General features: G+C 26.4%; 23 protein-coding genes and 1 pseudogene. 10 read left to right on the top strand and 14 right to left on the bottom strand.

The annotated features are described in order from the left end of the window. Positions 1–104 precede the first annotated feature (104 nt). On the bottom strand, positions 105–863 hold the full coding sequence (locus tag H9660_RS12610; RefSeq protein ID WP_191750736.1) for a MerR family transcriptional regulator: 759 nt from the start codon (positions 861–863) through the stop codon (positions 105–107). Between the two features lie 218 nt (positions 864–1,081). Between H9660_RS12610 and cdd the strand changes: the two genes are divergently transcribed. Then, a complete protein-coding gene (gene cdd, locus H9660_RS12605; protein WP_191750735.1) occupies positions 1,082–1,498 on the top strand; it encodes a cytidine deaminase in 417 nt (138 codons plus the stop codon). 88 nt (positions 1,499–1,586) lie between these two features. Here cdd and H9660_RS12600 read toward each other — a convergent pair whose 3' ends face one another. The 3 genes from H9660_RS12600 to H9660_RS12590 are packed head-to-tail and all read right to left on the bottom strand — an operon-like array spanning position 1,587 to position 4,562. Then, complete coding sequence (locus tag H9660_RS12600) at positions 1,587–2,627, bottom strand: ABC transporter substrate-binding protein (protein WP_191750734.1); 1,041 nt, start codon at positions 2,625–2,627, stop codon at positions 1,587–1,589. A gap of 60 nt (positions 2,628–2,687) precedes the next feature. Further along, entirely contained in the window at positions 2,688–3,458 is a 771-nt protein-coding gene (locus tag H9660_RS12595; RefSeq protein WP_191750733.1) for an ABC transporter ATP-binding protein, read from the bottom strand. A gap of 9 nt (positions 3,459–3,467) precedes the next feature. Beyond that, on the bottom strand, positions 3,468–4,562 hold the full coding sequence (locus H9660_RS12590) for a FecCD family ABC transporter permease (protein ID WP_191750737.1): 1,095 nt from the start codon (positions 4,560–4,562) through the stop codon (positions 3,468–3,470). A gap of 183 nt (positions 4,563–4,745) precedes the next feature. On the opposite strand from H9660_RS12590, the gene H9660_RS12585 reads away from it, so the two are divergent. Then, the gene (locus H9660_RS12585) at positions 4,746–5,549 is read left to right on the top strand and encodes a helix-turn-helix domain-containing protein (RefSeq protein ID WP_191750732.1); all 804 of its coding nucleotides are present in this window, start codon (positions 4,746–4,748) and stop codon (positions 5,547–5,549) included. Between the two features lie 5 nt (positions 5,550–5,554). Beyond that, the gene (locus tag H9660_RS12580) at positions 5,555–6,292 is read left to right on the top strand and encodes an alpha/beta hydrolase (RefSeq protein WP_191750731.1); all 738 of its coding nucleotides are present in this window, start codon (positions 5,555–5,557) and stop codon (positions 6,290–6,292) included. A 60-nt stretch (positions 6,293–6,352) separates the two neighbouring features. Here H9660_RS12580 and H9660_RS12575 read toward each other — a convergent pair whose 3' ends face one another. Together H9660_RS12575 and H9660_RS12570 are read right to left on the bottom strand one after the other, a co-directional pair. Next, the gene (locus H9660_RS12575; protein ID WP_191750730.1) at positions 6,353–7,090 is read right to left on the bottom strand and encodes a hypothetical protein; all 738 of its coding nucleotides are present in this window, start codon (positions 7,088–7,090) and stop codon (positions 6,353–6,355) included. Positions 7,091–7,144: 54 nt separating this feature from the next. Then, positions 7,145–7,909, bottom strand: a complete 765-nt coding sequence (locus tag H9660_RS12570) for an N-acetylmuramoyl-L-alanine amidase (protein WP_191750729.1) — start codon at positions 7,907–7,909, stop codon at positions 7,145–7,147. 182 nt (positions 7,910–8,091) lie between these two features. Between H9660_RS12570 and H9660_RS12565 the strand changes: the two genes are divergently transcribed. Both H9660_RS12565 and H9660_RS12560 read left to right on the top strand, forming a co-directional pair. Beyond that, positions 8,092–9,153 (top strand): XdhC family protein, encoded by a 1,062-nt coding sequence (locus tag H9660_RS12565; protein WP_191750728.1) that lies wholly within the window; start codon positions 8,092–8,094, stop codon positions 9,151–9,153. Between the two features lie 121 nt (positions 9,154–9,274). Further along, positions 9,275–10,024 carry an acyl-[acyl-carrier-protein] thioesterase gene (locus H9660_RS12560; protein ID WP_191750727.1) on the top strand — a complete coding sequence of 250 codons (750 nt, stop codon included), beginning with the start codon at positions 9,275–9,277 and terminating at the stop codon, positions 10,022–10,024. 67 nt (positions 10,025–10,091) lie between these two features. On the opposite strand, the pseudogene H9660_RS12555 reads toward H9660_RS12560, so the two are convergent. Beyond that, positions 10,092–10,454 (bottom strand): annotated as a pseudogene (locus tag H9660_RS12555) (hypothetical protein); the annotation flags it as partial. Between the two features lie 298 nt (positions 10,455–10,752). Here H9660_RS12555 and H9660_RS12550 point away from each other — a divergent pair. Together H9660_RS12550 and H9660_RS12545 are read left to right on the top strand one after the other, a co-directional pair. After that, positions 10,753–11,238, top strand: a complete 486-nt coding sequence (locus H9660_RS12550) for a C-GCAxxG-C-C family protein (protein ID WP_191750726.1) — start codon at positions 10,753–10,755, stop codon at positions 11,236–11,238. A 12-nt stretch (positions 11,239–11,250) separates the two neighbouring features. Beyond that, positions 11,251–12,180, top strand: a complete 930-nt coding sequence (locus tag H9660_RS12545; protein ID WP_191750725.1) for a TDT family transporter — start codon at positions 11,251–11,253, stop codon at positions 12,178–12,180. Positions 12,181–12,237: 57 nt separating this feature from the next. On the opposite strand, the gene H9660_RS16620 is transcribed toward H9660_RS12545, so the two are convergent. The 3 genes from H9660_RS16620 to H9660_RS12530 form a co-directional block, all read right to left on the bottom strand. After that, complete coding sequence (locus tag H9660_RS16620; protein ID WP_341479598.1) at positions 12,238–13,623, bottom strand: ATP-binding cassette domain-containing protein; 1,386 nt, start codon at positions 13,621–13,623, stop codon at positions 12,238–12,240. Positions 13,624–13,638: 15 nt separating this feature from the next. Continuing rightward, on the bottom strand, positions 13,639–13,947 hold the full coding sequence (locus tag H9660_RS12535; RefSeq protein ID WP_191750723.1) for a hypothetical protein: 309 nt from the start codon (positions 13,945–13,947) through the stop codon (positions 13,639–13,641). Positions 13,948–14,064: 117 nt separating this feature from the next. Further along, on the bottom strand, positions 14,065–15,387 hold the full coding sequence (locus H9660_RS12530) for an APC family permease (RefSeq protein WP_191750722.1): 1,323 nt from the start codon (positions 15,385–15,387) through the stop codon (positions 14,065–14,067). A 168-nt stretch (positions 15,388–15,555) separates the two neighbouring features. On the opposite strand from H9660_RS12530, the gene H9660_RS12525 reads away from it, so the two are divergent. Then, positions 15,556–16,890 (top strand): DUF4317 domain-containing protein, encoded by a 1,335-nt coding sequence (locus H9660_RS12525; RefSeq protein WP_191750721.1) that lies wholly within the window; start codon positions 15,556–15,558, stop codon positions 16,888–16,890. A gap of 31 nt (positions 16,891–16,921) precedes the next feature. Beyond that, a complete protein-coding gene (locus tag H9660_RS12520) occupies positions 16,922–17,272 on the top strand; it encodes a DUF6568 family protein (protein ID WP_191750720.1) in 351 nt (116 codons plus the stop codon). Between the two features lie 130 nt (positions 17,273–17,402). Here the strand turns inward: H9660_RS12520 and recQ are convergent, their stop codons facing one another. The 4 genes from recQ to H9660_RS12500 form a co-directional block, all read right to left on the bottom strand. Then, entirely contained in the window at positions 17,403–19,841 is a 2,439-nt protein-coding gene (gene recQ / locus H9660_RS12515; RefSeq protein WP_191750719.1) for a DNA helicase RecQ, read from the bottom strand. Between the two features lie 307 nt (positions 19,842–20,148). Then, positions 20,149–20,301: a zinc-ribbon domain-containing protein gene (locus H9660_RS12510; RefSeq protein WP_191749549.1), complete on the bottom strand. Its 153-nt coding sequence runs from the start codon at positions 20,299–20,301 to the stop codon at positions 20,149–20,151. 234 nt (positions 20,302–20,535) lie between these two features. Next, positions 20,536–21,357: a hypothetical protein gene (locus H9660_RS12505; RefSeq protein WP_191750718.1), complete on the bottom strand. Its 822-nt coding sequence runs from the start codon at positions 21,355–21,357 to the stop codon at positions 20,536–20,538. Positions 21,358–21,536: 179 nt separating this feature from the next. Continuing rightward, positions 21,537–21,689 (bottom strand): zinc-ribbon domain-containing protein, encoded by a 153-nt coding sequence (locus tag H9660_RS12500; protein WP_191749549.1) that lies wholly within the window; start codon positions 21,687–21,689, stop codon positions 21,537–21,539. Positions 21,690–22,080: 391 nt separating this feature from the next. On the opposite strand from H9660_RS12500, the gene H9660_RS12495 reads away from it, so the two are divergent. Then, a complete protein-coding gene (locus H9660_RS12495) occupies positions 22,081–24,042 on the top strand; it encodes an FUSC family protein (protein WP_207729472.1) in 1,962 nt (653 codons plus the stop codon). Positions 24,043–24,182 lie beyond the last annotated feature (140 nt).

The raw sequence follows: 24,182 nt of genomic DNA, 5'->3' as shown, positions 1-24,182 counted from the left end.
AAATAATATATTTAAATTATATTAGATAATTATATAAAATTAAAGACTGCTGACACTTTGTCAGCAGTCTGAAAAAATAATGGGCTTTTAATAGCCCATTATTTTTATTTTGCATATTTAACTATAATATCTCTTAATGTATTCACAACTTCATTTCCAGCTTTATCATTATAGTATTTTGCAAATCTTTCATCTGCAACGTACATTTCAGCTAAACCAATATGAGCCTCCTTAGAATAACTTGGCCAAGTAAAACTAAGCCATTTTTTATGATTTTCATAAACTTCCCTAGCAGCCTCTGACTCCATATCTTGAGTTTCATAAACTTCTAATAATCTATTGAAAAGTCTCTCTTCTGTTCTATTCATTTCATTAAATTCTTCTTCTGTCATATTTAAGAATTTCTTATTAGAGTCATCAACAGTTTTTTCACCGTATTTATTCCTAATTTCTTTACCATATTTTTCTTCGTTTCTCTTTAATTTTTCTTTTTTTAAGCCTTCAAACTTTTCCTTATTAGACATATTAAACTCCCCCTTATTATGTTCTATTGTTTTTTCTACAGTTAAAATTATTTTATCAAGCTCATTTCTTTTTAATATAAGATTTTTATGATGTTCAATTAATGCTCTATAAATATCAAAATTAGGATTCGTTATTATATTATGAATATCCTCAAGCTTAATATCTATAGATCTATACAGTAAAATTTGTTGTAATATATCAACTTCCTTTTCTCCATATATCCTATATCCCGAGGAGCTAATTCTACAAGGTTTCAAAAGACCAATTTCATCATAATATCTAAGAGTCCTAGTACTTACACCAGCAATTTCAGCTAGCTTCTTAATAGTATATTCCATTCTTATCTTTATTCCTCCTTATAAAACAATAATAATCCTTTACGTAACGTTAATGTCAATGACTATATTTAGTATTTATATTTGATTAAAATAATATTATATTTAATTTAAAATCATATATACACTAGTATTTAATAGTGTTATAATAAAAATCCGATTATTGTTATATACTTAAAATATAAAATATTTAATTATTATGAAAGTGTCAGGTGAGATTTATGATTGATGCAAAATTATTAGTAGAAAAGGCTTATGAAGCTCAAAAATTTGCTTATACTCCTTACTCTAACTTTAATGTTGGTGCAGCATTGCTTGGTACAAATGGAAAAATATACTTAGGTTGTAATATAGAAAATGCAGCTTTTACACCGACTAACTGTGCTGAAAGAACTGCTTTTTTCAAAGCTGTATCTGAAGGACAACACGAATTCCTTGCAATTGCAATAGTAGGAAATAAAGCTGATGCAAAAGAAACAGAATACTGTGCTCCTTGTGGAGTATGTAGACAGGTAATTGCTGAATTCTGTGACCCTAAAAATTTTAAAATTTATCTAGCAAAAAACAAAGATGAATTCAAAGAATATACATTAGAAGAGCTTTTACCACTTGGATTTACTGGTAAAGATTTAGATTAAAAAATATATTTTTTTATTAAATATTAAAAGCAGAGCTACCATTTAGGTTGCTCTGCTTTTTTATATACTAAATACAAAATTAATATTATTATTTAAATACTTCTGGATAAAATGCTTGAGCTAATTTTTCTAGGCAATCGAAAGTTCTATATCCATACCCCATAAGTTCTGTATATTCAACAGAAATAATATCATTATTTTTTATTGCCTCAACATTTTGAAGAGTTGGTTCAGCTAATATTTTATCTACAGCATTCCCATCTACAGCAGCATTTTTATTTGCTGTAACATAAACAATATGATCAGGATTAGTAGATATTATATTTTCTAAAGAAACAGACCCACCTTTTTCAATAACATTATCAGCATTTAAAATATTTAACATTTCTTTTTGTAGTGAAGCATTAGCACCATAGGCGGTAAATGACTCACCACTATAATTAACTATAAGCATAACCTTTTTTCTTTCACTACTTTTAGGAACCTTTGATTCAATATAGTCTAAAGTAGATTGTAGTGAGTCTGCTAATTTATTTGCTTTATCTTGAACATCAAATATAACTCCTACATTTCTAACATCTTGAATAATAGTATCTAAAGCTATATCCGTATTCATTTTACTTGCTAATTGTACATAAGTATTAATTCCAACTTCATTTAAACTTGCTATTGTACCATATCTATCATCCTTAAACGAAGCAGCTCTTCCTATAACTAAATCTGCCCCTGAGCCAACAACAACTTCTTTAGCAACATCTCCTTTATTAGCTATTGCTGGTATAGATTCATAATCAGATTTTAAATCTTCCGGCATAGGAGTATCTAAATCCCCAGTTCCAATTATAAAGTCTTTTAATCCTAGTTTTAAAAGCAATTCTGTTGAAGTTTGATTATTTGTAATAACCTTTTTGGGAGCTTCATTAAATGTTTGAGTATAAATATTTCCTTCAGAATCAAAAGCATCAAAGGTTACAGGATAGCTTGTTTTATTATTGGATACCTCTGTAGAGTTAGTCGCTCCCTCTTGCTTTGAAGATAAGTCAGTATCATTAGTTTTATTACCACACCCAACAAAAACTGTTGCTGTTAATGCTAATGATGTAATTAAAAATAAGGTTTTTTTATTCATATTAATTCTCCTCTCAATTTAAAAATTTAAATTTATTATATCTATATTAATTTTCATTAATTATAACGCTGGTGGTAAGTATTCAATTGAAAGTTTATTAGTAAGTGGATTCATATAAACATTAGAATCAACATCATAAACTTCTTTTATCATTTCTTTTGTTATAACTTCATTTGGAGTGCCTTTACATACAATATTTCCATCCTTTAAGACATAAATCTCATCACAAAATTGAGAAGCTAATGTTAAGTCATGTAATGCTGCCAAAACACATATATTTAAATTTTTAACTATCGACATAACTTCTAATTGATACTTTATATCTAGATGATTAGTAGGTTCATCTAAAATTAATATTTTAGGCTTTTGAGCTATAGCTCTAGCTAAGATAACTCTTTGTTTTTCACCTCCAGATAATAAACTAAAGCTCTTTTGAACAAAATCTATCATTCCAACTTGATATAAAGCCTTAAGGGCTATATCATAATCATCCTTGTTATCCTGTTCCAATAATCCCTTGTAAGGTGCTCTTCCCATTAATACTATATCTATAACTTTAAAATCAAAGTTAATATTATTAAATTGGCTAACTACACCAAGTGTTTTAGCAAGAGATTTTTTACTATAACTTTTAATATCTTTATCAGTTATAAAAACATCTCCAAAGCTTGGTTTTATTACACCATATATCGCTTTTAGTAATGTTGATTTACCACTGCCATTTGGACCTATTAAACCAATAAATTTATTATTTGTAACAGCTAAATCAATACCTTTTACAATTTCCTTTTTAGATAAAGTAACTTTTAATTCTTTAACTTTTAAATCCATTTAAATCACCTACTTATCTCCGTACCCGAATCCCTTCCTTAATAAAATATAAACAAAGAATGGCGCCCCAACTAAACCAGTAATAATCCCAATAGATAATTCTGCATTAGGTATAGTAATTCTTGCAAAAACATCAGCCCAAATTAAGAATATAGATCCTAAAAGTATTGATGTAGGTACTAGTTTTTTATGATCAGACCCAACTATGGACCTTGAAATATGAGGAATTATTAAACCTACAAAACCAATGATTCCGCAGTTAGCTACTAGAATACCTGTTAATAATGAAGTGATTATCATATAAAATCTTCTATAAAAATTTAAATTAAGCCCTAAAGTTATTGAAGCTTCATCACCCATTAACATTAAGTTTAAAGTTCTTCCTTGTGTTAGAAAGAATAAACAACATATTATTACAACTAAAACTACAAACCCTATATTTTGCCACTTAGCAGTTGCTAGAGAACCCATTGTCCAAAACTTTACGCTCTGCATACCTTCAGCATCACTAGCAATAGAAATTATAAAATTAGATAAAGAGTTGCATAAGGCACTAACAACAGTTCCTGAAAGGACTAATTTAGCAGATGACATTTTGCTTCCTATTGATGACAATGCCAATACTAAAATAGATGATCCTAGCGCTCCTAAAAATGCCCAAAGAGAAATACCACTTATAGAAAAAATACTAAAAGTCCCTATTCCTAGCATTATAGAGAAGGTTGCTCCTAGTGATGCACCTGATGAAATTCCTAAAATATATGGTTCTGCTAATGGATTTTGAACTGTTGCTTGCATTACAGTACCACATATGGCAAGTCCAGCTCCTACAGCTATTGCAAGTAAAACCCTAGGCATTCTAATTAGCCAAATAACATTGTAAGTTGATAGATTAGCTACTTCAGATGGATCTCCTAAGGATAGTCCAAATAATTTATTTAATATTATGCTATATGATACAGATGGCTTTATCCTAAGTGATCCAAGAGACACTGATAAAATCACAGAAACAATTAGGAGTAAAATTAAACCCAATATAAATAAATTATAGGATTTTTTTAGTTTCTTACTTTTCTCATAAGAAGTATTCAAAATATCTTGCATATTAACATCCTTTCTTGAACAATTACTAAAAATAATGTATACTACTTCCATAGAACCAATTGATAATAATTATCATTTCCACTAAGTATTATAATACAGAAAAAATATCAATAGAATAAACTAAAATAAAAACATGGACAATTATTTAAATTTTAGTTATGTATTTGAAAGGAGCTTATCTACTTGAAAAATGTAAAAAAAAGTGACTTGATAGAAGAGTTTAGAAATAATACTTTTGAAGTTTTTAGAATAGAAAGATTCATTAAGAACTCTATCTATGTAAAAAATAGTTATATTACTAATCAATCTGCATTTATTTTTCCTATAAAAGGACGAGCTAAAATAGAGTTTGACAATGAAGCCTTTATTGCTGAACCTGGAAAAGTAATCCACGGTTGTAAAAATAAAAATATATCCTTCAGTGTTTTAGGAGATAGTGATTTTGAGCATATAAATATTTATTACATTGCAGATGAACACATTAATCCTAATTCGTATATGAATTCAACTTTTGAATTTAATACAAATAATTACAATGAAATATTAAAATCCTTAGATGAACTTATAAAAATATCTTCGAAACAAAAATTAACATCAAAAGTAAAACTTCAAATACAAACTACATTATTTTTAAGAGAGCTTTTTACTGATTATAATTATAAAGAAGAGTTACCTGAAAAAGATTTTACATTAGAGATAAGTAAGTTTATTTCAGAGCACTATATGGATGAAATAACATTAAGTTCACTTTCAGAAAGATATGGAGAAAAATCTAATAGAATATCTTATTTATTTAATAAATATTTAAATATACGTCCTATAGATTATTTAATCAAATATAGAATGGCTGTAGCTTATCAGCTACTAAATGAAGGTCTTTCTGTTAAAGAAGTTTCTAAAAAAATTGGTTATAATGATGAATTTTATTTTAGTAGACTATTCAAAAAAAGTTTTGGAGTTACTCCAAGTAAATTAAAGAAGGGATAGAAAAGATGAAAGGAAGAATCTTAAAAATAACAGCTTTTGTTAGAGAAATCTTTATTTATTTACCAAATGGATATGATAAATCAAATAAAAATTATCCAGTAATTTATGCCCATGATGGAGATAAGTTTATAGAATTTTTAGGTAAAATAATTGATGAAATAGAAGAAGGCTTTGAAAATAACGTCTTAGAGGAACATATTATAGTCGGTGTTACTCCAATTGATAGGCTAAATGAATACACCCCATGGCCTGCAAAGGCTAATCATGAAAAATTTCATGATTTTGATGGAAAGGGTGATGATTACTTAGATTTTTTAATTAAGGATTTGCAGCCCTACATTGAAAAAGAATTCAAAGTAAAAAGTAATAAAAGTGATAGAAAAATTATTGGTCACTCACTTGGAGCTTTAATTTCTTTATATTCAGCTTTTAGAAATAATAATTATAGTAAAATAGCTAGTATGTGTGCTTCTCAATGGTATATTAATTGGATTCAATTTATTGAAAAAGAAAATTTAATCAACGATGATTTTAAACTTCTTATTATTGCTGGAAAAAAAGAAGGTCAAGGCAAATCAACGCTTCAAAAAGATATGCCAAAATTCTCTAAGCTATCTTACGAAATATTCAAAAATCGTATTGGAGAACAAAATGTTGATATAGTGTGGGATGATTATGGTCATCATGAAAATATATTAAACAGATATAAAATCGCCTTAGAATTTCTCCTTAAAAGGAATTAAATTTTTTAATTACGCTACAATACAAATAAAACTCAAAAAGTAAGATGTTTATATATCATCTTACTTTTTCATTATAAATTCTATCATTTTACTTTTATTTTCTTCTAATTGTTTAATTCTATTTACATTTGCTCCAGATGGATGTGGAAATCCAATTAATATTCTACCTTTAACTATAAGCTCTTCCTTTTCTAATTTTATTAAGACCTCTTCTACAGCTTTTCCTAAAGGTATTAATAATACTTCATCTTTATTTTCTAAGCTATCATATTCATTTAAGAAATTATTGTATACATACTTCATTAAAAATTCACTTTTAATCAATTTAGGAGTATGTCCAGAATAATTTTGTTTATTAATAAATGTAGAATATGGTATTAACGAAACAGTATGTAATATATCATCCCTACTTCCAAATAAATCATTACAGCTATTTATTTCTAAAACCTTATTTAGTTCTATTTCATCTAGCATATTTATAATATTTTTTCTAATTATACCACTAAACCTTCCAGCCTCTTTACATTTGTATTGAATTTCTTCAATACTATAACCTTCTTCTAGATATTTTCTAGCAGTTGCCATAGCAGTACTCATTTGTTGAAAGCCTGGAGTAATACCAACTATAAATACCTTAGCATTTTTATTTATATATTCATTATGCGGAGCATAGTAAACTTCTATACTTTCATCTTTATCAACTAAAAAATTATTTATCAATAACTCTTCCTTATTATATTTATCTTTTAATGGTAAGTTTAATATTTTGTCTTTATAATCATATAATGTTTTCTTCATAAAATCCTCCAAACCCTTATAAAAAATAACATACTAGAGTTTATCGTAAGAGTATTATTTAGCACTTATATTAATATTCTCTAATATTGCTGAAGCTATAGATTTAGCTAATAGTTTTTGATTTTCCTTATTGCTTAAGTATAATCTATCATTATAACTACTCATAAATCCAAACTCAATTAATACTGAAGGTATGTTACTCTCTCTAATTATATATAATGATTCACTACCATCTAACATAGGACGACATTCAGTATAATCTAAACTAATTAGATTTTCTTCTATAGCTTCTCCCAATTCTAAACTTTTATTATCATTATAATCTGTCCAGACCTCAAATCCATACACTTCTTCATAACCATAAGTATAATCATCATAATCATTTATATGAAAAGATATAAAATACTCTGCATTAATTGAATTAGCTATCTCTACTCTATTTTTTAAATCTTCTTTTTCATCATCTCCTAAGGATATATCATAACTTCTCGTATAAATAACTTCAATATCATTTTCCTCTAGTATTTCACCTACCATATTAGAAATACTTAAAACTATATCTTTTTCATAAATATCTCCATAAGTTGCTCCTGTATCATATCCTCCATGACCTGGATCAAGTATAACCTTTGTTTTCCCTGAATCAATTACTTCTTCAATAACTCTTTTATTTTTACTTGCTGTTATTTCTTTATTTAAGTATGATTTAATTGCTTTATTTGCAATTAATATTAATATAATCATAGTTATAATTATTTTTATTTTTTTATACAATCTTTTCTTTTTTCTTCTCTTTCGTAATTCCTTAACATTATACATTACACTTTCTCCTAAAATAATAATAAAAGATTCATGCAATATTCTAATTTAATAACCTTAAGTAATTCTTAAATTCTCTCATAAAATAAATTAAGTAACTTTTATCAGTACCTATTTATTTTATTATGTATTATAATGAAATTATATATTGATAAAAACACTTAAGTTAGAGGGTATAAGAAATGTATGAGAATTTATATAATGAATTATTAAATAATCTTAATGACGGAAATAAATGTGTACTAATTACATATTTAAAATTTAATGAAAATAAACTAGGAGATATCGAAGATAAATTTTTCTTAACCGAAGAAAATATAATAAAAAAAGATAAGAATCTAGATAATGATATTTACGAAAAAATTAATGATTCTATTTCAAATGGTAAAATAGACATTACATATATTGATGATAATAAAGCCATTCTTATAGAACCATTCTTTCCTAAACCACGTTTATTTGTCTTTGGTGGTGGGCATATAGCCAAGCCTCTAGTTGAGTTTGCTTCTAAAGTTGGTTTTTCTATTACCGTTATAGATGATAGACCTTACTTTGCAAATTCTACTCGCTTTCCAGCTGCTGAAAAAGTAATCTGTGAAGATTTCCAAAAATCATTTAATCTTATTAACTTTAAAAAATCAGACTTTGTTGTTATTATTACAAGGGGTCATAGACACGATAAATTAGTTTTAAGTAATGTTATTAAGAATAATCTTAGCTATATTGGAATGATAGGATCTAGAAGAAGAGTAAGAGGTATGATGGAAGAACTAATTTCTGAAGGTTATTCACATGAAGCTCTAAGTAAAGTTAATTCACCTATAGGTTTAGATATTGGAGCTATTACACCTGAAGAAATTTCAATTTCCATAGTTTCTGAGCTTATTAGCTTTAAAAATAAAAGAAATAGCAATTCTAAAAAGTTTGCATATCCCGAATTTGATAAAGAATTATTTTTAGAAATATCCAAGGAACCAGCTATTCCTAGAGCTATACTTACTATTGTTTCATCTAAAGGTTCTGTTCCTAGAAAACCTGGTGCTAAAATGGTAAGCTATTTTACTGGACAAACACTCGGAAGTATAGGTGGTGGTTGTAGCGAATCTGATGTATTAACAACAGCTAGAGGTATTATGAGGGATAAAGGCTTTTTAATTCAAAAAGTTGATATGACTGGTGATGTTGCAGAATCTCTTGGTATGGTATGCGGCGGAACTATGGATGTAATTATTGAAGTGTTTTAGTATTTACTTTTTATTCATTTGAATGTTTGCTAATTATTTACACTAAATAGGTTATAATATAATATGTAAACATAATTATTTTTTATGGAATACAAATCTTTTAATAAAAAGGGGTTTCAGAATGAATAATAAATTCAGTAAAAATTATACTATAAACATTTATGATGTAGATTCAAATTACAAATGTAAATATTCATCTATAATGAACTACCTATGGGATGTAGTTGTTTCTCAAAGCGATTCTTTAGGAGAAACAGATCACGGTTTTGTAAATAATTGTATTTGGGTTTTATTAAAATATGACTTAGATATTATAGAGTATCCAAAATTTCGTGATACTATCACTGTAGAAACTGATATTGTAGGTATAAAGAGATTATATGGATATAGAAGTTTTACAATAAGAGATTCAAAGAATAATATAATTCTTTCTGGAATTTCAACAGCTATTCTTATTGATTTTGATAAAAGACGTCCAGTTAAAATGTCCCCTGAGCAATGTAAAGTTTACGGCATAGAAAAGGAATTAGAAGAAAATATTCCATTAGATGATTTCTTAAAGCTAGAAGAAGCTAAGTATTCAAAAGATTATACTATTAGATATAGTGATATTGATTCAAACAAACATGTTAATAATGTTAAATACATTGAAATGGCATTAGATACTTTACCTAGAGATATATTAAATGAATATGAAATTATAAATATTAAAGTTTTATTTAAACAAGAAGCTATGGATGAAAGTTCTTTACACATTAATAGCGATGTAATATGTAATAATGATAATAGTTTAACTACTATCCATACTATACTTGATGATAATCATGATAAACCAATTACAAAACTAGAATTTAAATGGGAAAAGCAGTAAAAATAATAGAGATGTATCAACTTCCTTTTATAACTGGAAAGCACTTGATACATCCTTGTTATTTTTATTATTTTTGTGGCAAAAAGACAGTTATCCTTGTTCCTATATCTTTTCTACTTAAAGCACTAAAATACCCTTTATGGCTATCAACAATCCATTTCGCTATAGATAATCCCAAACTAGTATCACCATAAACATATATATTTTCTGAATTAATATAACTATATTTATGATTTTTATCTATCATCTTAGATTCCTCTAAAACTTCATTTATCATATCATTAAGCAAAAATTCTTTTTGATTAAGCTGAGTTTTCCAATTAATCCCCCTAGCTAAGAATAACAACTGCTCCACTAAGTTCTTCATATTTTCAGATTCGCTTTTTATTGCTTCAATGGACTCTTCTAATACACTTTCATCATCTTTTCCAATGCCTCTTCTGCTTCTTCATGACTTACATTGACTTTATTCATTAAAATTTCAATCATTTCAATTCTCTCCATTTATCTTACCTCCATGATTTATTTACTTCTTAATTATGGTTATACAATACGTGTAGAAAATTAATCTAAAATATAAGAAAGATTAAAATTAGATTAAAAATTTAAATATTCTTAAATAATTTAATATTATTTTTGCTAATTACGCTTACATAAAAACATAAATTTGTATTAATATTCCTAATAACTTATAATAAAGGTGAATAAATAAAATGGAGGTTTTCTATATGAATATTAAGCAAGAGATCAGTATAAAAAAGGTATCTAAAGATGCAGAAGATTTATTTCGTGGTGGATTTTTCTGTTCTGAAGCATTAATTAGTTCAATACGTTCTAATTTTGAACTAGATATACCAGAAGAAGTAATAGCTATGGCTTCAGGTTTTCCAGTTGGTATAGGTCGCTCTAAATGTATATGTGGGGCAGTATCTGGAGGAGTTATGGCTCTTGGTCTATTCTTTGGCCGTACAAAACAAGGAGATTCTAAGGTGGAAAAAAATCTAGAATTATCGAAAGAATTACATGATTGGTTTAAAAGTTCTAATGGTAAAAACTCACTTTGCTGTAGAATACTAACTAAAGAATTTGATATGTCATCTGGTGCTCATAAAGAACAATGCATAAAATTCACAGGAATGGTTGCTGGAAAAGTCGCTGAAATAATAGTAAGAGAGCTAAACTTAGTTAATACAGATAATTTAGTTATGGTATAGGAGAGTATAGATATGATAAAAAAATTACCTCTTCCTATTTCTGGTGTAATGTTAGGCTTTGCTGCCTTAGGTAATTTACTTCAAAGTTATTCTGAAGCTATACGATTAATATGTGGCATAGTATCCTTAATTTTAGGGTTATTATTAATATTTAAAGCTATACTATATCCATTTATTTTTAAAGAAGATATGCAAAATCCAATTATGGCTGGTGTTTCTGCAACATTCCCTATGGCTATAATGCTTTTATCTACTTATGTAAAGCCTTTAATTGGACAACCTGCTATTTTTATTTGGTATTTTGGTATATTACTTCACATAATACTAATTGCCTATTTTACTATTAAATTTATCTTTAATTTTGATATAAAAAAAGTGTTTACACCATACTTTATAGTTTATGTTGGACTAGCTGTTTCAAGTGTTTCTGCACCAATATTTGAAAAAACAACTATTGGTACATTATCATTTTGGTTTGCATTTATAATGTGTATGCTATTACTGATTATTGTAACGTATAGATATTCTAAATATAAGGAAATACCACCCCCTGCTAAACCACTATTCTGTATATATGCAGCACCTGTAAGCTTATGTCTTGCTGGATATATTCAATCAGTTCAAAGGAAATCCTTATTAATGATAGGCTTTTTAGCTATTTTATCATTCATAATATATATTATGGTTCTTTTAAAATTACCAAAGTACTTGAAAATGCAATTTTTCCCTAGCTATTCAGCCTTTACATTTCCATTTGTAATAAGTGGCATTGCATTAAAAATGACTATGGCTTACTTAACTAAACTAGGTTACACTATTGTAATTTTAAAATATATTGTATTATTACAAACAATTATAGCTATTTTATTAGTTATCTACACACTTTATAGATTCATATTATTTTTACTTCCAGAAAGACAAAACAATTCAATTTCCCAATAAAAAAAGAGATAGCCATTATAAACTGAAGGAAAAAAATTAAATATAATGATGGACTGCTTACAACATCCCATCATTATATTTTTCATTTACATTATACAAACTATAAAAATATGATTTATTTTTTAACAACGTATCTAGCTTTCCTTCTTCTATTACTTGTCCATTTTTCATAACATATATATAATCATATTTACTCAATAAATCGTAATTTAGTTGATGAGTAATTACTATGCTGCAAGTATTTTCTAAATTAAGCACGCTATTTATAATTTTATTAGTAGTAATATTATCTAAACTCGATGTTGCTTCATCTAGAATTAAAAACTTAGAATTACATATCAATGCTCTTGCTATACCTATTCTTTGTCTTTCTCCTCCTGAACAAGTATCACCACTTTCCCCTATATTTGTATTAATTCCATTTGCAAGCCTTTTTACAAAGTCAGATAGCCCTGATATTTCAATTACTTTATTTATATCTTCATCTTTATAATCCTTATATAAAGTTATATTATTTTTTAATGTATCATCAAATAAAAATACATTTTGATGAATATATCCAATATTTCTATATAAGCTCTTTGAATCTATTTGAGATATTTCTAAATCATCAATCTTAATACATCCATCGTTATAACTATAAAAGTCTAATAATAACTTTGCTATAGTGCTTTTTCCACTTCCACTTTCGCCAACAATTGCATATTTCTTATTTTTCTCAAATTTTAAACTTACATTATCTATAGCTTTAATATCTAAGTTATTATAAGAGAATGATACATTTTCCATAATAATCTCTGATGGCGATTTAGATAAAACCTTCCCCTCATCCTTATTAATTCTTGTTTTTATAATTTTATCTAGTTTATTTTGTATTCTAGAAGTAGAGTTTATTTCCGCTAAAATAGCTGGTACTTGTTCAAGTGGAGCAACTACCCCGCCTATAAGTTGTGATAATGAAATTACTAACCCAACAGACATTACTCCTGTAATAGCAAAATATCCACCAGCTATATATGTAGTTATATACATTATAGAGCTAAACAACATAGATATCCATCCTGCTAAATATATAGTTTTTCTAGAACTACATCCATTTTCTTCTCTAATTGAATTATATTTATTATGATTTTTTATCACCTTATTTTCAATATTAAAACTCTTTATAACTTGAAAACCTTCAAAAAAATCTTTAATTTGAGAAGTATATTTCTTCATTGATTCTGAGTATTCTTCTTGCAAATTAGATAGTTTCTTATTCAAAAACTTTGGTATTATAATCGAAAATATAGCAACTATTATTAAAATTATAGTTATTGTATAGTTTATAAAAATCACAGTTACTAAGGAAAATATAAAGCTCATAATTACCGTATATATAGATAAAATATTGCTAAAATAACTATCCCCTAATAACTTAATATCATTATCTAAAGTAGAAATATAAGCCCCAGTATTTTATCTATTAAAGGTATCTATATCCATTTTTATAATACTTGAAAATAGATCATTTTTAATACCTATATAAGCTTCCTTTAATATATTTTCTCTAATATATTTAACTATCAAAAGAAAAACACAATCTAAAATAGCATATATACTAACCCAAATTCCTGCTATTTTTAACATATCAAAATCCTTATTAATAGCTGAATTTATTATAGGTTCAAAGGATAATGCAAACCTTATTGAAAAATAGCATGACAAAGGAACTGATATTGTAAAAAGTAATATCAGTATCCTATTTTTTAATAAATATTTTTTCATTTATTCACCTAATTTATTATAATAGATACTTATCCACTATAATAATCCCCCCAATTATTACTTCCCTTAAATAATACCACTTATTGTTTTTTTTTCAATATTTTTATAATATATAAATTATATATTATTCTTTTTATTCATATATTTATAAATTGGAAAACCTATTATAGTTATAATAATTCCACCTAAAGATATAACTGGTGATGTAAATAATTGATTTATTACAACAAAGCTTCCACCTAATATAGCTATTAAGGGAATTACTGGATATAAAGGTACTCTATATGGTCTTTTAAGGTCTGGTTTTCTTTTTCTTAACAATATAACTCCAATAAATGTAAGTACATAAAACACCCATACTGCAAATACAGTTAAATCACTTAATAAGTTAAATTGCCCCGTTAAAGCATATATACTCGCAATAATAGCAATTAAGAATATAGCATTATATGGTGAGCTGCCTTTATTTACTTTTGAAAGAACTTTACTCCCTGGTAATAGTCCATCCTTACTTAATGCATATGCAACTCTAGGCCCAGTTAATAAATATCCATTTAATGTTCCGAATACTGATATTAATATTCCTATAGAAATTACTTTTCCACCTATAGCTCCAAAAACCTTAGTTGCTACAAGCGATGCTGGAGAAGTTACATTTGCTAATTCACTTGCTGGAACCACCCATAAATAAGCAATATTAATTGCTAAATAAACTGCCATTACTAATGATAGTCCACCAACTATAGCCTTTGGTAAATCTTTTCCTGGATTTTTCATTTCCCCGGCAATAGCTCCAACATTAATCCATCCATCATAAGCAAACAATGTAGCTATAAGTACTTGCCCTAAGGTTGTTATAGTATTTACACCTTCTCCCACCAGTGGGTTAAAAATTTCTGTACTGCTTCCTTTTATAAATCCAAATATTATAATTAAAATTAATGGTACCAATTTACCAACAGTTGCTATTGTTTGTATGTACCCTCCAAAGGATGAACCTATAGTGTTTAAAATTGCTGTTAATAGTATTATTCCTATTGCTATTGGTAATACAAGCTTCATATTATCAGATGTAGAGCCTAACAATTCTGAAGCTTGTTGTGCAAATATTACAGCACATGCTGCTATAGTTCCTGGGAAAAATAAAACTGTTTGCATCCATCCAGTTAGAAATCCTAAGCTTTTCCCATATACCTCCTCTATATAAATCATCATTCCGCCAGTTCTTGGTATAGCTGCAGATACTTCCGTTGCTGTAAGACCTCCCGCTATAGTTATAAGTCCTCCTAAAATCCAAGCTATGATACCTAACCCTGGAGCTCCATTAGTTGCAGTATATATTGCCTGCGGTTTGAAAAATACACCTGAACCTATAACTACTCCTACAACTGTAGATAATGCAGCGAAAAAACCAATATTTTTTTGAAGTTCCTTATTCATAAATACCTCCCTAATAAGTTAATAGTATGGATTTAGTATTCCCTATTTTATATACTACATTAGTATAATTAATGTAAATTAAAATATTTATTTAACCTACAAAAAAGTTTATACTAAAGTTAGACTCGAAAACTTATTCAAATAAAAAATAGATTGAGGGGTTTATATATGAGAAAAAAAGATATACTTGAGTTAAAAAAGCGTTTTAAAAAAGATTATTGTACTTTTACTAAAATGTGTGGCTGCTATGTTAATGGGGAAAAACATATTATTTTAAAATTTAGAGAAACTTTTTTAAACCTAGATGAAGATGAGTATTTTAAATACTTAGAAATTGCTAAAAAAGTGTTATCCGGAACTATTGGAAATAATATTTTAGAATTAAACTTTCCACTTAATGAAGATCTTATAAATGAAAAGCAAGTTTCTCTTATGAAACTAAAAAATAGTCAATTAAAAGATGATTCTCTTCTTGATGAGTTTTATGATTCTATTATAGATAATTATGATTATACAGGTAACTTTTTAATAATTATTTTTCACGATGCTTATGATGTTATTACTAAAACTAAAGATAATGCAAAGTTAGATGAATCTGAAGAAGTATATGAATATGTATTATGTGCGATATGTCCTGTTTCTCTTTCACAACCTGGTCTTAGATACTTTGAAGAGGAAAATAAGATAAAGTCACGTATTAGAGATTGGGTCGTTGAATCTCCAACAAATGGCTTTGTATTCCCTGCCTTCATTAATCGTAGTACAGATGTTAATTCTATTATGTATTATACAAAAAATGCAAAGGATACTCATCCTGAGTTAATGGAAAATGCTTTAGGTTGCTATTCAAAGCAAACTGCTACTATACAAAAAGAAACCTTCCAATCAATAATTAAGGATTCTTTAAATGTTGATGAAAAGAAAGCCGATAAAATCTTTATGGAGGTTCAAGAAGGTTTAAATAATATGTTAGAGGAACATAATGCTATATATGAAGATGTAGATGTAGATTTAGAACCTATAGTGTTAACCAAGACTGATATTCAAAACATTTTAATTGAAAGTGGAGTTCCAGAAGAAGTCACTACTAAAATAGAAAAAACTTATGTGGAAACCTTCGGTGATGATCTTCCTTTAGCTGAAAATTTAATAGATTCAAAGGTATTAAAAGTAAGTGAGCAAGTAAAAAGAGAAGAGTATCTTCAAAAACAAGTAGAAGTTCTTCAAAGTAGACTTGAAGAAGTTAAGCAAGAAGTTGCTATAGCTACTGAAGCTAATATTACCACTGATGATTCAGTATTAGAAAATGAAAGTGATAATGTTTTAGAAGATGAAAAAGCTACAGATTTAGAAGAAAATAATAGCTATGATGTTATATTAGAGGTAAAGCCTGAAAAAATACCTCAAATTAAATCTCAAATAATAGATGGACAAAAATGTATTGTTATACCTATTAATGAAAATGAGCAGGCTAAAGTTAATGGTAAAGAGGACGTAATATAAATTATATAAAGAAAATAATGGAGGAATTAAAATGGTCGAAATTGAAACATACGAAGAACAAGTGAAGGTATTTAATAAAATATCTTCACTTGAAGCAGAAGATATTTTATCTAAGGAAGATATAACTGCTATTTATATAGGAAGAGCGACTTGTCCATTTTGTCGTAAATTTGTTAAAAAGTTAAGTGATATTTCTAAGGAAATTAATAAAACTATTTACTATATAGATAGTTCAAATTCTTCAGATGAAGAGTTATCTTCCTTTAGAAAAAAATATAATATTTTAACTGTACCTGGTTTTATTGTTAGTAAAAATAATGAAATAGAAGTTCGTTGTGATTCTTCTACTCCAGAAGAAGAAATATTATATATGCTAAAATAAAGAAGAGATAAGCATTGTATTTCTTGCTCCGTCGCATGCGCTCCAATTTGCCGTCATACAATGTTTATCTCTTTATAAATTATTATCTAAATTGTATCTAATTAAAGTGATATTGAAATATATTTATAACTTAATTTTTTAATATAAAGTTTTTTAATATTACAGCTCTAATGGCTTCATATTTGATATAGTCTGGTAAACTTTTTTTGATAGCTTGAATTTTGTCTATTTCATTTTTATTAATAGCTTCTAGAATCATACCTTCATTTTCTTTATCAAAATATTTTTCAACATCTATCTTTATACTACTATCTCCTGTTGATTTTATATAATCTGTTATATATCCAAGAATAGTTGAAATTGATATTTCCATATCTTCTGATATTTCCTCTATATCTTCCCCCATATTAAGTTTATCTAGAGCTATTTCTGAAGCACTTCTAGTTTCCCCATCTATTATAAGTTTTTTTCTCTTCTTTTCTTTCCAAATAGGATTAATCCCTTTTTCAATAATATATTTATTTACCGCTTCTATTATTTGCTGACCGCAGCTTTCTATTTTTTTCGGTCCAACTCCTGATATATCCTTTAATTTTTCTAAAGTATCTGGATACCTACCGCTTATTTCTTTTAAGCTATTTTTACTAATAATCATAGATACAGGTAAGTTTAATTTATTAGAAAAGTCTTGTCTTATATTAAGAAGTTTTTCTAAAAGTTCATTATTTGTATTTACTTCAAAGTAATCATCTTCTATTTCTATATTCTCTTCTTTATCAGCTGCAACTTCTTTTTTAATATTATTTTCAATAACGTATTCCTTAATAACCTCTATAAACTTTTCACCGTATCTTTCATATTTAATTTCCCCTACTCCTGAAATTTCAAGAATTTCTTCCTTACTAATAGGATACTTTATGCTCATTTCTCTTAAGGTTCCATCTCCAAATATCATATAAGGAGCTTTCTTTTCTTCTTTTGCTATTTCTTGTCTTAGTAATCTTAGCTTTTCAAATAAATCATTAATTTCTATCTTATTACTTTCAATACTAACATCTTTAAGTAAAACCTTAACTTCATTTTTTATAACCTTAAAGGATATATTATTTAAAGTTACAGTGCCAAATTCCTCATTTACATCTAAATATCCATGCGCAATTAAAATATTTATAAACTCTTTTAACCCATCGCTAGAGTAATTTTTCATTATTCCATAAGTACTTAACTCATCAAAGCCTAAGCTTAAAAGCTTCTTATTTTTAGATCCTCTTAGCACATCAACTATCATTCCTACTCCAAAACTTCTCTTCATTTTATAAATGCACGATATAACCTTTTGAGCATCTATAGTTTTATCCTTAACTTCACCCTTATTTAAGCAATTACTACAATTTTCACATTCCTTTTCATAGGAATCACCAAAATACTCTAAAAGATATTTTCTATAACAGTTATTTATATAAACTAAGCCTGTCATTTGTTGAAGCTTCTTATATTGATTGTTTTTTCTAATTGGATCCTCTGTACTAACTTCTATTAAATACTTTTGAGTTATAACATCTGCTGGTGAAAATAGCATAATACATTCACTTGCTTCTCCATCTCTACCAGCTCTCCCTATTTCTTGATAGTAACCTTCAATATTTTTAGGCATATTATAATGAAGAACATATCTTATATTAGGTTTATCAATCCCCATGCCAAAAGCATTAGTAGCTACAATTACACTAGTATCATCATTTATAAACTCTTCTTGATATTTAATCCTTTCATCATTTGAAAGTCCAGCATGATATCTTCCTACATTAATATTATTTTTCTTTAATAGTTCATAAAGGCTATCAACTTCTTTTCTCGTAGCTGCATATATTACTCCTGAATCTTTTAAGTTATTTTTAATGTATTTTAATACAAATTTTCTCTTCTCTACACCCTTAACTATATTAATTCTTAAATTTTCTCTATCAAAACCTGTAACAAATACCTTAGGATCATTAAGCTTTAATAAATTTATAATATCGTTTCTTACTTCTTCTGATGCAGTTGCTGTGAAAGATGTTATAATAGGCCTTTCTATAAGTTTATCAATAAATGTTGATATTCCCTTATAGCTTACTCTAAAATCATGTCCCCATTGAGATACACAGTGAGCTTCATCAATAGCTAATTGAGCTATTTTTACTTGGGTTATTACTGTAATAAACTCATTAGAATGAAGCCTTTCAGGAGCAACATAAATTATTTTATATTTATTATTTACAATTCCATTTATAACTTCATTGAATTCATAAGTAGATAAAGAGCTATTTAAAAATGCAGAATTAATCCCCATTAAATTCAAAGTATCTACTTGATCCTTCATAAGTGATATAAGAGGTGAAATTACTATTGTTATCCCATCTAAAATTAGAGCTGGAACTTGATAGCAAAGAGATTTTCCTCCTCCTGTTGGCATAATTGCAAGAACATCTCTACCATTTAATATTTCATCTATTATTTTTTCTTGTCCTTTTCTAAAACTCTTATATCCAAAATATTTTTCTAAAACTTCTAACTTATCAATTGCCAAAGCTATTCTCCTTTTATATGACTCTATATTTCATAGCTTAATTATAGCACTTTTTCCCAAGTTATATTCCTCGTACAATTAAAAAAGTGTTAAAGTATCATATCCAAGTTCCGTCGAAAACTCCAAGTTACCTTGCTATGATACTTTAACACTTACAAACTAAAGGAAGGAAATTATTAAAACTTTAATTCTTACATTACGAATTTTACTACTCTCATAAAATTCTCCTCAACTTGTACGTAAATATAATTTCCTAAGTAATTAAAAAAGACTATAGTTTAAACTATAGTCTTGTAACAATCTAAAATTATCTTCTATTTTGTTCTTTTCTAGCTCTTCTACAAGATACGCATCTTGTTGGCTCATTATCGAATCCTTTTTCTTTGTAGAATTCTTGTTCTCCTACTGAAAATATGAATTCACTTCCGCAATCTCTGCATGTTATTGTCTTATCTGTCATAAATATTCCTCCTGAAATTAAAGATTCTAAATTGATACATAATCTCTAACTCTTGAGAAACTATTTACCTGAATTTGAAACTTTTTTGTTAGCTCTTGGCTACTTATTTATAATAACACATATTTTTCTATATTGCAATGAATTTTTTAAAAATTTTAAAAACAATTAAATTTCTAACCATTTTTCAATTTATTTTTCTTTTAAAAATCACATATATCGACTAATATTATGCTTCTAAAAATCATTATTAGAAATTTCCCTAGGCCATGAAAGTAATGATTTTCTTGAGATTTTTAACTGTTTTTCATTTGGAAAATTTAAATCACAAAAATAATTATGATAATTAGCCGTCCATACATACTTGTCCCAAACGTTTGTATTTGTTTTATGTATAGATAACATTTCCTCAATCTTCATTTTATGTTTTAATAATAATTCTATTTGTAATTTTTCAAATTCATATTCATTTTCACATTCAGTATAATATTTAAATATAGTTGTTAAATAATTTAAAAACCATTGTCCATCATTATCAATTAATATTTTATTACGTTGAGGGTAACACTCATAGTGCTTTATGTATTTTTGTAATCTATCTACAGTTTTATTATCTAATATTATTCTTGGATAACAAGCTAACTTACTTTCAGTTATATGTGCATCTAAAAGAGCTGGTCCAAAAACTATATCCTCATTTATATAGAAATCACCAACACTTATTCCTCCTCTAACAAATAAACCCTCTATTGATAAATTAAATTGATATTCAGATACATTTTCTAGTATTTCATATAACTCTTCTTGTCCATCTCCCTTTATAGGATATCCAACAATCATATTATCGGTATATATTTTTATTTTTCCTTGGCTGTACTTATTAGGAATTATACATTGTTTATTTTTATTTATAAGATAACTAATTTCTTTTAGTAGTTCATCTCCATATCCATTATTACAAGAATTAACTATCATTTCTGAAAATCCTAATATATCTATAGTGCAAACTACAGAGTTAACAAGCATCGGGTTATCTTGATTGTACTTTTGCTTATTCATATTACCACATCCTTACTTTGACTATTAAATATTTTAGCATCTTAAAATTCAAATTTCTATATTATAAACGTTTAAATAGACTATTAACACATATATTTTAAATTTATCATAATTACAATTTTTTTTATTAAAATAAAAAAAGACTATAGTTTAAACTATAGTCTTGTAACAATCTAAAATTATCTTCTATTTTGTTCTTTTCTAGCTCTTCTACAAGATACGCATCTTGTTGGCTCATTATCGAATCCTTTTTCTTTGTAGAATTCTTGTTCTCCTACTGAAAATATGAATTCACTTCCGCAATCTCTGCATGTTATTGTCTTATCTGTCATAAATATTCCTCCTGAAATTAAAGATTCTAAATTGATACATAATCTCTAACTCTTGAGAAACTATTTACCTGAATTTGAAACTTTTTTTGTTAGCTCTTGGCTACTTATTTATAATAACACTAAATTTACTATATTGCAACAATTTTTTAAAAAATTTTAAAAATATTTAAACTTCTAATGATTTTTTATTTTATGATGGCATAAATCGACTTATTCTAATACTTTTTATTCCACTTAAAGTCAAAATAATTTAGAAGCTAGTAACTATTTAAATAAAACTTGTTAATACTACAATAATATTGACCAATTAACTCTAATTTGTCTAAATTTTTATAATTGGGTGAAATAATGTATAATATTAATATAATAATTTATTAAGGTGGTGATGCTATTGTATTCTAAAAATATGATTTCTAAATATATTAAAGCACTTCCTGAGACAATGGTATCTTTAATAATATTCTTTTCAAATCAATTATTTTTTGGAATGGAAAACTCAATAATGGGAATTTATATGACACTTGCTTTTAAAAAAAAGGTAAATAAATTTCATAATATTAATGAGTACTTCAAGGATTTATTAATTCACTTTTTTATTGTTATAACTGCTTTTGTAGCTACAATAAATTTACCTTTAACTATATTAATCAATCTTATAGTTTGCTTTATATTAGTATATACACTAACAGATGAATACAATCATACAGATTACTTTCATTATGTAATGGGATTTATTTTATTACAATCTCTTCCTATAACTTTAGAAAGATTGCCATATAGATTAATTGCAATGGTTTATTCAAACACAATAGTTTATATTGGATTTAAGTTTTTTTCTCCTAAAAAAATATATATGGAATTCAACAAATTAACCTTCTCTGGATTAAATATTATAAAAGATGAAATTAAATCATTGTTATCTAGTGAATTTAATAATATCTCAAAGAATCAAGAAAAAATATTACTTATAAATAAGGAAATAAGTAATTTAATTTATGAAAATAGGCGTAGAAACTATTTTACAATTATTAGCGGACAAGGTTATTTTCCTTTTTCTACTTTATTTCAACACTTCAATATTTTTATAGATGAATTAGTTAAAAATAAAAATCTTTTAAAAATAGAAGACAATATATTATGTTTACAGGAGCTAGTTAACATACTTGAATATCTCCCAGAAAACTTTTATTTAGGAAATAATGATGAATATGTTGAAAGATTAATTAAATTTACAAGTAACTATAAAATAACTGATAATTATATACAAAATTATCTTATCTATATAATTAATCTACTTGCATCAATATTAGATTATTTTTCAGAAGACTTTATAAATAAAAGTAATTTAATTCATAAGGAATGGGTAATTCCAAGTAAATCTAGGCCTTTAGGAAGACTTATAGATCACTTTACATTGAACTCATTTAAGCTTAGATTTGCATTAAGATTATCAATAGTAGTCTCTTTAGGCTTTACATTAGAAAAATTTTTAAATCTACCTAAAGGCTATTGGCTTCCTCTTAATATATTCGTTTTGATAATTCCTTTCTATGAAGATAGTTTCAAAAAGGTTGTAAGTAGAATAAAAGGAACCTTAATAGGAATAATTTTATCCTTTATACTATTTACAATATTTAAAACAAGAACAGAGCATATGATAATAATGGCCTTATCAAATCTACTTATTTATTCTATGAATAATTACGCATCAATTTCTATATATATAACTTGCTCTTCATTAGCTATAGCAAGTCTAACTATGGGAACTGAAGAAACAATTATTCTAAGATTTTTATATGTATTTATTTCAGCTGGAATAGCATTATTAGCTAATAGATTTATGCTTCAGTCAAATAACTCTAAAGAGGTGGTAAATTGGTTTAATAAACTTATTAGATTGGATAGAATTCTTATAAGAGAATTAAATAATCTTTTAACTGGCTCTACCGATAGTAATGTAATAAGGGAAATTCTACTTAAAGTTAATCTTGTTAGTAATAAAATACAATTACATTCTAATTCTTTAGATATGGATATTGATATAAGAAAATATTTACAAGTAAACTGTCAATTTATAATTCAAATTGAACATATAATTAATGTTATAGAGGCTATGGATAAAAATAGAATTAATAAAGATGAACTTTCCATTTTAACTGATAATATGAATAAAATATTAGATATAATAGAAATAAATGTAAATAACAATAATATTTTGAATAATATTTCCTTAGATTATATTAAAAGAAATGAAGTTATATCTGATAGTAATTATATAACTTATCATTTAGATAAATGTATAGAAAAGATAAATGAACTATATTATATTTCAAAGAGAAATCTAGGCTCATAAATAAAATTTGCACAGGAAAATATGTATTTCTTAATATCTAAATACATATTTTCTTTATTATAAAATAAAAAAAGAGATAAACATTATATTCCTTGCTCCGTCGCATGCGCTCCAAGTCGCTGTCATACAATGTTTATCTC

The sequence above is a fragment of the Clostridium gallinarum genome, from assembly GCF_014836325.1.
GTDB classification, from domain to species: domain Bacteria; phylum Bacillota; class Clostridia; order Clostridiales; family Clostridiaceae; genus Clostridium; species Clostridium gallinarum.
Note: the sequence above shows the minus strand (reverse complement) of the source record. Positions and strands in the feature narration are given on the sequence as shown.

Coding starts and splice junctions, on each gene's coding strand:
- H9660_RS12610 (WP_191750736.1), bottom strand. CDS start 863: ATGGAATATACTATTAAGAAGCTAGCTGAAATTGCTGGTGTAAGTACT.
- cdd (WP_191750735.1), top strand. CDS start 1,082: ATGATTGATGCAAAATTATTAGTAGAAAAGGCTTATGAAGCTCAAAAA.
- H9660_RS12600 (WP_191750734.1), bottom strand. CDS start 2,627: ATGAATAAAAAAACCTTATTTTTAATTACATCATTAGCATTAACAGCA.
- H9660_RS12595 (WP_191750733.1), bottom strand. CDS start 3,458: ATGGATTTAAAAGTTAAAGAATTAAAAGTTACTTTATCTAAAAAGGAA.
- H9660_RS12590 (WP_191750737.1), bottom strand. CDS start 4,562: ATGCAAGATATTTTGAATACTTCTTATGAGAAAAGTAAGAAACTAAAA.
- H9660_RS12580 (WP_191750731.1), top strand. CDS start 5,555: ATGAAAGGAAGAATCTTAAAAATAACAGCTTTTGTTAGAGAAATCTTT.
- H9660_RS12575 (WP_191750730.1), bottom strand. CDS start 7,090: ATGAAGAAAACATTATATGATTATAAAGACAAAATATTAAACTTACCA.
- H9660_RS12570 (WP_191750729.1), bottom strand. CDS start 7,909: ATGTATAATGTTAAGGAATTACGAAAGAGAAGAAAAAAGAAAAGATTG.
- H9660_RS12565 (WP_191750728.1), top strand. CDS start 8,092: ATGTATGAGAATTTATATAATGAATTATTAAATAATCTTAATGACGGA.
- H9660_RS12560 (WP_191750727.1), top strand. CDS start 9,275: ATGAATAATAAATTCAGTAAAAATTATACTATAAACATTTATGATGTA.
- H9660_RS12550 (WP_191750726.1), top strand. CDS start 10,753: ATGAATATTAAGCAAGAGATCAGTATAAAAAAGGTATCTAAAGATGCA.
- H9660_RS12545 (WP_191750725.1), top strand. CDS start 11,251: ATGATAAAAAAATTACCTCTTCCTATTTCTGGTGTAATGTTAGGCTTT.
- H9660_RS12535 (WP_191750723.1), bottom strand. CDS start 13,947: ATGAAAAAATATTTATTAAAAAATAGGATACTGATATTACTTTTTACA.
- H9660_RS12530 (WP_191750722.1), bottom strand. CDS start 15,387: ATGAATAAGGAACTTCAAAAAAATATTGGTTTTTTCGCTGCATTATCT.
- H9660_RS12525 (WP_191750721.1), top strand. CDS start 15,556: ATGAGAAAAAAAGATATACTTGAGTTAAAAAAGCGTTTTAAAAAAGAT.
- H9660_RS12520 (WP_191750720.1), top strand. CDS start 16,922: ATGGTCGAAATTGAAACATACGAAGAACAAGTGAAGGTATTTAATAAA.
- H9660_RS12510 (WP_191749549.1), bottom strand. CDS start 20,301: ATGACAGATAAGACAATAACATGCAGAGATTGCGGAAGTGAATTCATA.
- H9660_RS12505 (WP_191750718.1), bottom strand. CDS start 21,357: ATGAATAAGCAAAAGTACAATCAAGATAACCCGATGCTTGTTAACTCT.
- H9660_RS12500 (WP_191749549.1), bottom strand. CDS start 21,689: ATGACAGATAAGACAATAACATGCAGAGATTGCGGAAGTGAATTCATA.